This is a genomic window from Deltaproteobacteria bacterium, from assembly GCA_016709225.1.
Lineage (GTDB): Bacteria > Myxococcota_A > Polyangia > Nannocystales > Nannocystaceae > Xiheibacterium > Xiheibacterium phototrophicum.
Map to the genome: position 1 here is coordinate 2191718 of JADJEE010000002.1, position 12474 is coordinate 2204191.

Genomic DNA, 12474 nt, shown 5'->3' on the forward strand with positions numbered 1-12474 from the left:
CAGGCCGCGGTCGAAGCCGCTACGGCCCGAAAGGATCCATGATCTGCGCGCCCTCGGGCGCGTCGCCGCTGTTCATGAAGACCCACTGCTGCGAGAGCGCGTACGGGTCGACCTGCAGCTCGCGGTGGGTTGCGGGCACGACATCGCCGTTGCCGCGCGCCATCACATCGTACTGGTACAGACCGCCGGTGCGCGACCCGGGAAGGTTGCCGACGACCGGGAAGCCCAGCTCGACCGCGACGTCGCGCATCTCGAACTTCGGCTCACCGACGATCGGGATACCCAGCGCACGCACCAGGTAGGTCGTCGACGAATTGGGCACCACCGTGTCGTTCAACGCCATCTGCGCGAGCACGTGCGGGGTACGGCCGGCGAACTCGGGCAGGCGAGCGGCGATCACCCACGGCGCGAAGGTCATCGGATCGCCGCCATCGATCGCCGTCTGCGTGACGGCGAGCATCCGCAGCCGCTCGTCGTCGGACATCGACTGCGTCACCAGCAGCACCAACGGCTGGAACTCGCTGGCCTGGTCGACGATGTTCGTGAGGTTGCCGCCGGGGACGACCAGCGTCGCCGATTCGAACGCGTCGCTCAGCGCCAACATCTGCGGCCCCATGACCCCGCCGAGCGAGTCACCCTGGTAGAGCAGGCGCTGGGGGTCGAGGTCGGGGTTGCCGTCGCCGGTCACGTCCATGCCGGCGAGCAGGCGATGCACCAGCTGGAGCTTGTCGAACGCAGCCTGCCGGAAGTTGTCCCGCGCGTCGAACGGATCGAAGGGGTCGAACGGATCGTTGCTGAGACCCAGCAGATCGAAGGTCGAGTTGGTGACCGCAGCGTCGGGGTGGTCGCCGTGCTTGGGTGCATCGATGGCGACGACGGCGAAGCCGTCCTGCGCGAGGTAGTAGGCCGCGGGGTACCACGCGGTCAGCCGGTCGCCGGTCAGCCCGTGGCCGTAGACCACCGTGGGGAACGGACCGAGCCCTTGCGTCGGCAGATACGCGACGAACGGCAGCTCGAAGGTCGACACCGGCGCGACCCCGCGGATGATGCCGTCGTCGTCGGCGAAGTCGACCATGCGGATGGTGCCTTCGCAGGTGCGGAACGGGTAGCCCGTGAGGTAGCAACCCTGCTCGTCCAGGGTGTACGGCGATGGGAACGAACTCGCGATCGCAGCCGCGATGTCGATGCTCTGCTCGATGGTCGTCGCGGTGGTGTACACGACCGCGGCCGACAGTTCGTCCGCCTCGGCGATGGTGCCGGCCTCGCGCAGGACCTCGAGCACGCGCGCGTAGCCGCCGCCCAGTCGCATCAGCTCGGGGGCATCGGTGTCACCCGCCAGCAGCGACTGCATCGCCGTGCTGGGCGTGAAGCACTCGCCCTGCTCGTCGACGACGTCGCGCGTCATCACCACCGCGTGCCTCGCCCCGGCCCGCAGCGGGCGCAGCGGCGCGAGCATCAGCGTGGTGCCGTCGTCGAGGCCGTTCTCCTCGATCACGCGCAGGTCGAACGGCAGGAACGCCGGCGGCTCGGCGTCGAGATCGACGAGCAGCAGCGAGGAGCCGAGCGGGTCGGTCTCGTCGCCCGCCGACGGCAGGCTCGCCGGATCGACCGCCCCGGTCACGCGCACGAACGCCGGCGCGGTGACACCGAACCCATCGAGCGATCCCATCTCCGCGAATACGCTCGGGAAGCCGACGATGGGATCCTCGGGCGCGAGCACGTCGATGGGCGATCGCAGCCGCAGCCCCGTGCGCGTGTCGGCAGTCTCCGTCCATAGATCGTCGGGAAACGCGTGCAGACCCGGCCCCGCCGGGTCGTAGCGCACCTCGAACGCCCCCTGGCAGAACGACAGTGCGGGCGCACCCGTGCTCGACGAATCGGCCCCATCACCCGTCGTGCCCGACGTGGTGCCCGAATCCTCGGTGGTGCCGCCGCTGCTACTGCCGTCGGCACCCGCGGGGGTGGAGTCCATATCATTGCAACCAACCGCGATCATCACCGCGATGGCGCACATTCCTGTGGCGCATCTGCTCGAATGCATCCGATTCGAACCTCCGCCACCAGGGTGCACGTCGAAACCCGTACGCGTCAAGGCGCCGGTGATCGATTCACCGCGATCGATCGGCCATTGTCACGTCGTCACGCGCGCCACCGGGGCCACCCCGGTGTGCGGCGACGTCGATTCCGCGCGATCAGCCGTAGGTCTCGAGCAGCTTCATCAGCACCGGTTCCATCGGCGGCAGGTGGGCCTGCCACGTGCGCGGCAGCTCGCGCCGCGGGAACTCGGGATACACGCGGGCGACCTCGTCCATGAAGTCGATGCCCATGCCGCCCATCAGCGCCAGCTGCTTGGGCACCGCGCGGCCGATGTCGTGCCGAATCTGCTCGCGATCGCGATCGACGGTCTCGAGCACGCGAATGACCTTGTCGGCCAGATCGGGCTCGTCGACCTCGAGGAAGAGGTGCGAGTGCCCACGGTCGTTCATGAGATTGCGGATGCGCTCGTCCATCGTGATGCCGGCCGACGCGACCTGGCCCGGCATCGAGGTCACGACCGCGTGGAAGCGCGAGCTCAGCATCCACGTGCAGTTGCGCAGCAGGCTCACCATCTCGAACATCGGGATGTCGGCGCTGCCGAAGATCGGTGCGTTGGTCTTCAAGCGCGGCGCGAGGTCCTCACAGGCGTACTTGTCGAGCTGCTCCATCGCCACGAGGATCGGGAAGCACGGCCGCGTCGACGCGAAGTGGTTCACGCCGGTGGCGATCGCGTCGAGGTAGTTCTCGTACTTGGCGGTTGCCTCGGGCGAGCTGTGGTGGAAGTAGATCGACTGGTAGTGCTCGTCGCGGTACTGCCCGACCAGGCGCATGGCGGTCGCCTTCGCGATGTCGGGCTTCACCGGCCACCAGAACGGGTTGATGGGGCACACCACCAGCACCGGCGTCTTGCCGTCCCAGCCGGCCTTGCGCAGCAGCTCGGCGCCGACCGGCAGCGGTGCGGGCTCGAACGTCCACGCCGTATCGGCACCGCCGGTGGTGCGGATGCCGAGCTGCCCGAGCACGTCGCGCGAAGGCTCGTTGCGGCAGATCACCAGCGAGTTTCGGCAGTGCTTCTTCACGAAGTCCCGCAGCGCGGGCGTCATGTTGCCGGCCTCGGCGCCGTAGCCGACGCTGAGCTTGCCCTCGGCGTTGGCGATGCCGAGCGAGCCCGCCATCATCACGCTGAGCGCGCTGGCGAACTTGGACTTGAACATCGAGCCTTCGCAGGCAATCACGCCATGGTGCTTGGGGCACTCGTCGTGCAGGAACTTGGGGAACACCACCGGCAGCTCGACCTGCCGCACCGTGCGGAAATAGCCCGCGGTCAGCTTGGGGTCGACGGTCATGATGGTCAGCTCGAGCTCGTCGTCGCCGACCACGTGGCGAATCTGCCGGATCATCTCCTCGACGCGGACATCGGCGCCGGTGTTGCGCGTGCCGACGTAGCCGGCGAACAGCAGCTTGAGCGGCTTGCCGGGCGCCCAGGTCTCCTGGCGCACGTCGAGCGCACGCTCGACGGCAACGGCCTCGATGAAGCCGTTCATGATCTCTTGCAGCACGCGATCGGGATCGAGCGCGTTCTTGATGCGCGACAGAATGCCCACGGTTCTAGATCCCCTGCTCCGGCGACATCGCCACCCGCGTGACCCCAGCGCCGGCCTTGCTCGCGCGGGCCAGCCGCGCCTCGGCATCCGCCGGCCACTCGCGGTAGGGGTAACGGTACTTGCCGTCGACCGCGAAGCGCAGCAGCGGATATGCGTAGTCGGTGAACGGCGCCGGCACGTGGCCAAGCGCCTCGATCACGCGGCGATTGTCGAACACGGTGTCGTAGGTGAGGTACGGCAGGAAGACCTTCATCAGCGACGCCGCCGGCGACAGGCCATACTTGCGCGGGGTCGCCATCAGGCCCTCGACCGCCAGCGCGAACGGCTTCTCGAGCTGCGGCAAGAACACGCTGCGGGCGCGGTGACCGGCGCGACGCAGGCCGTCGACGACCTCGCCGTAGGTCAGCGAGCCCTCACCCGACGACAGGTGATAGATGCCGTGCTTCGGCGACGGATCGATGTGGATGCGGGCAATGGCCTCACCGACGTAGTTGGCCGGCACGATGTCGACCCGCCACTCGCGGCGCAGCGGTAGCACCCGCATCACCGCGAGCGCCGCGAACGCGCGCACCATGTCGAACTGCGTGGTCTCGGGGAAGCGGCTGTCGCCGAGCACGATGCTGGGCCGGAAGATGGTGCTCGGCACCTCCGGCAGCAGCTCGTGGACCATGTGCTCGCAGAACTTCTTGGTCCGCGCGTACGGGTCGTAGTCGCTGCGATCCCACTCGATGGCCGCGTCCTCCTGCACGACCTCGGCGTTGCGATGGCCGGCGACCGCCACCGTCGACACGTCGCTGAAGCGGCGCAGGCCGTGGGCGTCCTGGGCTTCGCGCGCGAGCTTGATGAGCTCGAGGGTGCCGCGGAGGTTGACGTTGAAGCAGACCTTGTCGCTCTTGCGGTTGAGCGAGGCGGCGCAGTGGATCACCGAGCGCATGGTGTCGACCAGCCGCGCGCGCGCGTCGGGCCGTAGGCCCAGGCCGTCGACGGTGAGGTCGCCGAGGTAGATGTCGAAGCGGGGCAGCGCCGCGGCGAAGCGGTCGAAGTCCATGTGCAGCTGCATCGACTTCCACAGCCGCTGCTGGCCCTCGGCCTCCGACTTGGCCCGCACCAACACCGCGATGCGATCGTCGGTGCGGGTGAGCAGCTCGTTGGCCACGTAGGAGCCGATGTATCCGGTCGCGCCGGTGAGCAGGATGGTCACTTAGCCTACCTCCCCCACCGAGCTACCGCTGGGCTTGCCCGAGCTCGCGACCGACGCGTTGGTCGTCGCCGGCGGATCGAGCAGGCGGAACGGGGTCGCCGGTGCGTAGATTTCCTTCGGTTTGTCTTCGTACTCGGGGAAGCACCAGCGGCGCAGCCCCGGCATGTGCACGTCGAGCCAGTACGAGCGCCACTCGATGGTCTCGGGCGCGAAGCGGAACTCGGGCTCGGCGATCACGTGCTTGTCGATCGCGCGGCACACGAACACGCAGAAGTGCTCGTAGGTGAACGGCATGAACAGCTCGAGCACGTCCTCGATCTGCCGCAGCTTGCGGACGCCATTATCGGTGGTCTTCGACATGTCGTCGGCCCACTCGCGGACCTCACTGGGGATCTTCTCGGGCCGCCCGTGCTTCAGGTAGCGGGTGACCTGCGCCATCAGCTTGCGGATGTTGGTCACGTTGAGCACGTGCTCGGGGTCGGCCGCCTTGGCGTCCCATCGCGACAAGACCAGCTTGTCGAGCGCGGTGCCGCCGTGCTTGCGCAGGTGCTGGCGATGGCCCAGCGCCGACAGCTCGGTCAGGCGGTCGATGGCGAGGAAGTTCCGGTCCGACGAGCCGCATTGATAGATGCGGGTGGCCTCGCCGCGGATGAGCGCGCAGGCCACGATCGTGATGGCCTTGCACACGAAGTCGACCGGGATGATGTCGAGCGGGTTGCCGGCCGCGGCCGGCACGTGGCGGAACCAGGTGCCGGCGAGGTAGACCAGCGGACCCGAGGTGTTGAAGCCCTCGTTCCAGCCCGCGAACGGGAACTCGGTCGCGCTCTCGACGATCGCTGGGCGCAGCACCGCGAAGCGCAGCTTGTCGCCGCGCTCCTCGAGCAGCGCCTCGGCCAGCGCCTTGGTGTACGTGTACGTGTTGGGCCAGCCCAGCACCTTGGCGCGATCGGTGCCGGCGTTCGCCATGTTCTCGCGCAGCCGCTTGCGCTTGAGGCGGGTGACCATGTCGGTCACCCGCTTGGCGTCGCTGCCCTCGTGACCGCGCTCGGCCAGTCGCCGCAGCACGTCCTCGCGCAGGGTCGCCTCGGTCGCGGGGTCGTCGTTGTCGGCGATCACGCCGGCGATGATCTGCTTGAGGGTCTCGTACTCGGCGCTGGCCGACAGCACGCTCCCGTTGGGCGTGCGCTCGCGGACCGGCACCTCGCCCACGCGACCGTCGCGGTGGCCGGCGACGTAGCAGGTCGAGACGTGCAGCAGCGTGCCGTGATCGCTGCGCTCGCAGAAGTCGGCCACGTTGAGCGCGCCGCCGACGTTCGAGGCCATCGCCTCGCGGACGTCGGGGTTGAAGTCGACCAGGCCGGCGAAGTTGATCACCACGTCGACGTCACGCAGAAGCCGCGCCTCGGTCTGCTCGTCCATGCCGAGGTGGGGCTGCGAGACGTCGCCGCCGATGACCTCGACGCGCTGCGAGACGAACTCGCTCATGCGCTCGCCGTGGGCCTCGTGCAGGCCCTTGAAGACGTGGCTCTCGTTGACGATCTTCTCGAAGCGCTCGCGCGCGCCGCGGCCCTTGCCGCGCAGCAGCACATAGATGCGGCCGATCTGCGGCAGCTGCTGCAGCATCATCGCCAGCCACACCTTGCCCACGAAGCCCGACGCGCCGGTGAGCAGCACGTGCTTGCCGGTGAGCGTCTCGCGGATCGAGAAGGCGCCGTCGCGCGCGCTGGCGGTGCTCGAGGTGTCGCTCATGCCTTGTAGTCCATGACCGGCCAGTCGGCCTCGCGTGCGGCCTTGCGCAGCGTGAGGTCGGCATTGACCGCGCAGGGGTGACCGACCGCCGACAACAACAACAGGTCGGGACCGTGGGCGCCGTAGGCGAACGACCGCGAGAGGTCGATGTCGTGCTCGGCGGCATACTGGCGCAGCCACTTGCCGCCCTCGTAGCCGCCCAGGATGGGCTCGCGCAGCTTGCCGGTGGCCTTGCCGTCGCGGTACTCGAGGTGGTTGCAGACCAGCTCGTCGACGTGGCGCCAGCGCTCGCGCATGCGCTCCATGATCTCGGCGATGCCCTCGCTCAGCACCACCACGCGGTGGCCATCGGCCTTGGCCTTGCGCATGAGCTCGACGCCGCTGTCGAGCACCTTCTCGGACAGCACGTCCTCGACGTACTCCTCCGACAGCACGACGATGCGGTCCTCGGTCATGTCGCGATAGCAGAGGTGCGCGACCCGGTTGCCCATGGTGCGGTCGTTCTGGCCCAGCAGGCCGAACACCGGCACCGAGGCCAGCGCCTGGCCGAAGCGGAGCGCACGCTCGCGCATGCCGGCCCGCTGGCCGGCCATGAACATCGCGGCATGCATCACGCCGTTGGAGACCAGGACGCCTTCGGCGCGGAAGAAGGCTGCGGTGTGCTTTGCGCTCATCGTGTCGTGGCGGCCGGCGAGTCTACCGGGGGGCCGCCCGCGCTTGTACACCGGAAGCCCGCGGCCCCAAGTGCGCAGATCGAGCTGGCACTTGCGCACACTCACGGTCGGCAGGCGCGAACGCCCCTGCGCACCGGTGCATGGGCCGGGAATCGCAAGGTGATCCGCTCGGGTGCTGGCACGCCTGCGCACGCGCCGTAGCGCCGGCGATCAGCGCCGTCGCTCGATGCGGTGCACCTCGGTGCGCTCGCCATCGGCGAAGGTCAAGCGCACGGACACGAAGTCGACCTTCGGATCGATCTCGATCATCGGCAGCGTGCCGTCGGGGATCGCCATCGGGTCGCGCGGATCGCAGGGTGGCAGGCTGAACTCGCGGTCGGGCGTGTCGGTGTCGAGTCCGTACTCCAGCCGATCGATCGAGCAGCGGTAGACCATCGCGGTGGTGAAGTACAGCCACTTGGCGTTGTCGCCCTCGCCGAGCGCGACCCAGATGTTCGGCATCTTCTCGAGCACCGACTTGCCGAAGCTGCCCAGCTGCTTGCGCGGCTCGAGCGTGAAGTCGAACGGGCCCTGCCACGCGCCGCTGGGATCGCGGTAGCGGACCTCGATGCGCGTGGTGTCGGTGCCGAGCGGCACGGTGAAGTAGCTCTCGAAGGTCTTGAAGTCCGTCTCGCCGCCGAGCCGGTACTCCATGCCGGTGTTCAGCTCGCTGGCGGCGAACGAGATCATCCACCCGGCGTTGCTCGGGCTCGCGGTCATCGTCAGCGGCGGGTCGGCGGTGAAGGCCGAGATTGCCCCGAGCTTGGCCATGCGCGCCTGGGCGTCGCGGATCCACGACTCCGCGAGCGCATAGTCGGCGAACCACTTCACGAACTCCGGACCCTTGGCGCGATCGAGGAACTGCTGCAGGTACAGCTTCTCCTTGCGCTTGGCCGCCAGCGGCTGCAGGCCCATCACGCGATCGGAGACGTCGTTGGCCAGCTCGTAGTAGACCGGCGCAAAATCGGGGTTGCTGGCCGCGAGGCGCTCGAGCGCGCTCGCCCGATCACCGGTGGGCAGGATGCGCGCGTGCGCGAACGTGGTCATGACCCCAGGGTTGTCGCGCGCGAGCTCGGCGTAGATCTTGCGGGCGCCCTCGATGCCATCCTCCAGCTCGAGGATGCGCTGATAGCTGAGGTGCGAGTCGATGAACCCCGGCTCACGCTGCAGGCAGGTCGCGAACGCCGAGCGTGCCGTGCGGTAGTCGCCCCTGCGCTCGGCCTCGCGGGCGATCTGGCAGTCGTCGCCGACCGCGACGTCGGTGGGGGGCTTGCCACAGGCCGCGGTCGCGAGGCTCGCAGCGAAGAAGGTTCGTCGACCAAATCGGAAGCTCATGGCGGGTGGTCCAGAGACGTCGGAGCGCGTCGATCGATTGTCGCAGCGTGCGAGCGCGCGCGCCACGGGCGATCACGCGTCGACGTGGGGCCAATCGCGGACGGGGGGACGAGCGCGTGCGCGCAGCGGCTCGGGCGCGTGCGGGTCGCCGACCGGCGCTCGCGCCTCGCGGTCTACTCGTCGACGCACGCCGGCGTCTCGAGCGGGTGGAGTTCCGTCGCGCATCCCTCGGCCCCCGCCCAACTCACCGCTTGATCGCGCGGGTCAGCAGATAGTCCTGCCGAATCATATTATCATGAAAGTACTCTGCCGCCAGCGCCTCGAGGTCCGCGCGCAGCATCGCGGCGCGCGGCGGATCGTGGGCATCGAGGCCTGCCAACAATCGCTGCGCGGGGCCGCCGGATTCCATGAATGCGCGGTAGTGCTGCACGCTGAGCGTCTGCAGCCACATGCTGGCGCGGTCGAAACGCAGATCGTTCACGTCGTCGCCGAGGCGGTCGCGGACGATGTGCGGGTCACCCCACAGCGACGGGGCCGCCACGCCCGAGGGGGTCGGCGGGCCGTAGCGGCCGAGCAGCTCGAACATGCGACCGACGAACAGCTCCGGCGGCCACGTCGAGAATGCAATCGTGCCGCCGGGTCGCAACACCCGCAGCATCTCGGCGATGACCACCGCGGGGCGCGGCGCGAACATGTGGCCGAACTGGCTCACCACGACGTCGAACGACGCCGATTCGAACGGCAGCGCCTCGGCATCGGCCTCGTGGACCTCGAGCGAGAGACCCATGAGCTGGGCGTTGTGCCGCGCCCGCACGACCAGCTCGGGCGTGAGATCCGCGCCCGTCACATGCGCACCGAGGCGCGCCGCCGTCAGTGCGACCACGCCGGTGCCACAGGCGACGTCGAGCACACGGGTGCCCGCGGTGACGCCGGCGAAGGCGACCAGGCGCGGTGCCGAGGTGGCGGTGGCATTCTCGAACTGGGCGAAGTTCGACCACGCGGATTTCTGCTGCTGCTTGAACGCGGTGATGGAGTCCATGGCGATGTCGCCACGGTACACCCGCCGTGTGTCGGCCGCCGGGCGTCAGGGTGCCGGCGCTGGTGCGTCGTCGCGGGGTGGCGCAGCGCCGCCGTCCTGCACGAGCTGGTGGCTGCCGGACGCGACCGACCACGCGGCCGCGAGCCTCTCGGCGCCGCCGGTCGTCGACGTCACGTCGCCCACCAACCACCAGCTGCACTGCAGCCGCTCGGGCGTGACGTCGAGCAGCATGTAGCCGTGCTCGACGAGGTTGCCCCACTTGAGGTGCGGGTGGGTCTGCATGAACTGGGCCGCGCTGTTGGCGGGGAAGCCCGGCGACGTGACCGACGGCGCGACGAACTCCACCGCGATTGCGCCCGCTGCGGTCGCCGGATCGTAGTCGGCACCGAACGGATCATCGGCCAGCTCGAACGCCCACGACGAGTGGATGTCGCCGGTCAACACCACGAGATTGTCGGGTGAGCGCTCGCGGATGATGTCGAACAGGCGCGTGCGCGCGGCGGGGTAGCCATCCCACTGATCGAGGTTGAGCGGTGCCTCGCCCAGGCGCAGCTGCGCGACCATCACCTGCTGCCCGAGCACGCGCCAGGTGACGGCCTCGTCGAGCACGCCGTCGAGCCACATCTCCTGGGTCTCGCCGAGCAGCTGACGCGCGGGGTCGTCGAGCGACGGGTCGTCGATGCCCTCGGCCTGTGCATCGCGACCGACGATGCGCGTGTCGAGCAGCACCAGCTGCAGCAGATCGCCGAACCCGAGCGCGCGGTAGACGATGCCGGCCGCGCCCTCGCGGTACGGCAGCCACTCGGCATAGGCCTGCGCGGCCGCGGACTTGCGATCGGCGAAGGTGCCCTCGGTACCTTCGGTGTGGTTCTCGGCGCCGCCGTCGTAGGCATTGTCGGCGAGCTCGTGATCGTCCCATACCGCCACCATCGGGTGCTGGCGATGGCACTCCTGCAGGTCGGCATCGCGACGATATTGTGCGTAGCGCTGACGATAATCGTCGAGCGTGACGGCCTCGTGCTCGGGCTCGTAGGGCCGGATGTCGCCGTATTCGCCGCTGCCGTACTCGTAGATGTAGTCGCCCAGGTGCACCACGAGGTCGAGATCGGCGCGCTCGGCCACGCGGCGATAGGCGTGGAAGTAGCCGTGCGCGAGGCTCGAGCACGACACCACGCCGATGCGCAGGCGCGTCACGTCGCCCTCGCCCGCCGTGCGCGTGCGACCGATGGGCGAGGTGCGGCCCAGCGCGTAGAAGCGGTAGTAGTAGGTCGTGCCGGGCGCGAGGCCGTCGATGTCGAGCTTGATGGTGTAGTCGCGCTCGGGGCCGGTCTCGACGTAGGCCGCGGCCACGCGGTGGGCGAACTCGGGATCGGTCGCGACCTCGTAGAACGCCTCGACCGGACCCTCGGGCGCACCGGTCACGCGCGACCACAGGATCACCGCGTCGAGCAGCGGATCGCCACTCGCGACGCCGTGCTGGAAGAGGTCCTCGGGGCCGGGCTCGCCGTCGTACGCGTAGTCGGGCAGCCCGTCGTCGCCGGTGCTGCTGCCGGACGAGTCGGCCGCGGTGGTGCCGTCGCCGCTGCCGCTGTCCTGCGTGCCGTCCGAGCCGGGCTCGGACGAGCCGCAGGCGGTGAAGAGAGGCCAATGCGCCGCGAGCGACCAGGCGCTCGCGCGTCGAAGGAGTTCTCGCCGTGTCAGTGCCATGTCGAACGCGTCCTTCGTCGCAGTACCAGCAAAACCACGGGCTTGGGAAGCGGCACGCCGACGATGTCACGGGGCTGTTGCAGGCCCGCTTCGGCGCGGTGCAGCGTCAGGGCGCGCGCGTGAAGCACGACCAGCTCAGGCACTCTCGCAGGGCGTCGCGCTCGTGCATGACGTTGCTGTGGCCGACGCTGGTGTGCACGAACGCAACCCGTGCGCGGACCATCTTGCTGCGCTCGAGCTTCTCGTCGCTGAGCTCGAGCCGCGAGGTGATGCCCTCGGCTTCGAGCTCGGCGCGCAGCTTCTTGCAGTTGGCCTCGACCGCGCCCTTGGTGTACCAGGCAACCAGCTTGTGCCGCTCGCGGGCGGCGTTGTGATCGCGCCTGGCCGCGATCCACTCGCGGAACTGATCGCGCCCGCCGTAGAGCGCATCGAAGAGATAGACCTCGTTGACGTTCCAGCCGCCCTGCGCGACGCAGGCCGCCGCCACGCGGTAGCCCCCGGAGTGCGCCGAGATCACCGTCGCGCCGATGCGTGCGGCCGCAGGGATCGCGGCGCCCCCGAGCGCCTTGCTCACCTCCGGGGTCTGCAGCGCCTTGCGGATCTCGCCGAGGAACGCCAGCAGACCACCCTCGCGCTCGAGCTTGCCGCCGCGCGAGTCCTTGGCCTCGACGGGACCCTGCGGCACCACGAGGATCGCGTTCTGCCGGCTGGCGTGGAACTGCTCGCGCAGCTGGTGGCGATCGAGCACGTGCTTGGCGGTGTTGCTGTGCCCGTGGAAGTGCACCATCGTGTCGATGCGCTGCTCCTGTGACACGCGGAAGTGTCGCGGCACGAACACGAAGCAGCTGTTGTCGCGGTACGGCGTGCCCTCGCACGGGAACGGGCCGTTGGCGAGCCCGAACTCGACGGTCACGCCGAGCTCTCCGGCCGTGGTCCCGCGCAGACCGACGTCGAGGGCGGTGGCCCTCGCCGACGCGCGACCCGGCAACCACAGCGTCGGCGCGACGCCGGCGATTGCGAGCGCGCGCAGCAGATCCCGTCGTGCGATGCGGCCGGCCACGTTGGCCCCCGAGAATAACCAGGCCGGTC

Annotated in this window: 9 protein-coding genes; all 9 read right to left on the reverse strand. The window is 69.3% G+C overall.

The window, feature by feature from the left end:
• Nucleotides 1-19: 19 nt before the first annotated feature.
• The 9 genes from IPH07_23205 to IPH07_23245 all read right to left on the reverse strand — a co-directional run bounded on the left by IPH07_23205 (nucleotide 20) and on the right by IPH07_23245 (nucleotide 12445).
• A complete protein-coding gene (locus tag IPH07_23205; GenBank protein MBK6920327.1) occupies nucleotides 20-1972 on the reverse strand; it encodes a hypothetical protein in 1953 nt (650 codons plus the stop codon).
• 220 nt (nucleotides 1973-2192) lie between these two features.
• Nucleotides 2193-3641, reverse strand: coding sequence for a polysaccharide pyruvyl transferase family protein (locus tag IPH07_23210; GenBank protein ID MBK6920328.1), 1449 nt, complete (start codon nucleotides 3639-3641; stop codon nucleotides 2193-2195).
• A 4-nt stretch (nucleotides 3642-3645) separates the two neighbouring features.
• Entirely contained in the window at nucleotides 3646-4842 is a 1197-nt protein-coding gene (locus IPH07_23215) for an SDR family oxidoreductase (protein MBK6920329.1), read from the reverse strand.
• Nucleotides 4843-6591, reverse strand: a complete 1749-nt coding sequence (locus tag IPH07_23220; GenBank protein MBK6920330.1) for an SDR family oxidoreductase — start codon at nucleotides 6589-6591, stop codon at nucleotides 4843-4845.
• On the reverse strand, nucleotides 6588-7265 hold the full coding sequence (locus IPH07_23225; protein MBK6920331.1) for a haloacid dehalogenase-like hydrolase: 678 nt from the start codon (nucleotides 7263-7265) through the stop codon (nucleotides 6588-6590). Before IPH07_23225 ends, IPH07_23220 begins: the two co-directional genes overlap by 4 nt.
• Before the next feature lie 210 nt (nucleotides 7266-7475).
• The gene (locus IPH07_23230; protein ID MBK6920332.1) at nucleotides 7476-8639 is read right to left on the reverse strand and encodes a hypothetical protein; all 1164 of its coding nucleotides are present in this window, start codon (nucleotides 8637-8639) and stop codon (nucleotides 7476-7478) included.
• Between the two features lie 244 nt (nucleotides 8640-8883).
• Nucleotides 8884-9678 (reverse strand): class I SAM-dependent methyltransferase, encoded by a 795-nt coding sequence (locus tag IPH07_23235; GenBank protein ID MBK6920333.1) that lies wholly within the window; start codon nucleotides 9676-9678, stop codon nucleotides 8884-8886.
• A gap of 45 nt (nucleotides 9679-9723) precedes the next feature.
• Nucleotides 9724-11385: an alkaline phosphatase D family protein gene (locus tag IPH07_23240; protein ID MBK6920334.1), complete on the reverse strand. Its 1662-nt coding sequence runs from the start codon at nucleotides 11383-11385 to the stop codon at nucleotides 9724-9726.
• A gap of 106 nt (nucleotides 11386-11491) precedes the next feature.
• Entirely contained in the window at nucleotides 11492-12445 is a 954-nt protein-coding gene (locus tag IPH07_23245) for a hypothetical protein (protein ID MBK6920335.1), read from the reverse strand.
• Between the last annotated feature and the right edge of the window lie 29 nt (nucleotides 12446-12474).

What these genes read in the sequence shown, in the direction of transcription:
- IPH07_23205 (MBK6920327.1), bottom strand. Translation starts at nt 1,972, where the DNA reads ATGGACTCCACCCCCGCGGGTGCCGACGGCAGTAGCAGCGGCGGCACC.
- IPH07_23220 (MBK6920330.1), bottom strand. Translation starts at nt 6,591, where the DNA reads ATGAGCGACACCTCGAGCACCGCCAGCGCGCGCGACGGCGCCTTCTCG.
- IPH07_23225 (MBK6920331.1), bottom strand. Translation starts at nt 7,265, where the DNA reads ATGAGCGCAAAGCACACCGCAGCCTTCTTCCGCGCCGAAGGCGTCCTG.
- IPH07_23230 (MBK6920332.1), bottom strand. Translation starts at nt 8,639, where the DNA reads ATGAGCTTCCGATTTGGTCGACGAACCTTCTTCGCTGCGAGCCTCGCG.
- IPH07_23235 (MBK6920333.1), bottom strand. Translation starts at nt 9,678, where the DNA reads ATGGACTCCATCACCGCGTTCAAGCAGCAGCAGAAATCCGCGTGGTCG.
- IPH07_23240 (MBK6920334.1), bottom strand. Translation starts at nt 11,385, where the DNA reads ATGGCACTGACACGGCGAGAACTCCTTCGACGCGCGAGCGCCTGGTCG.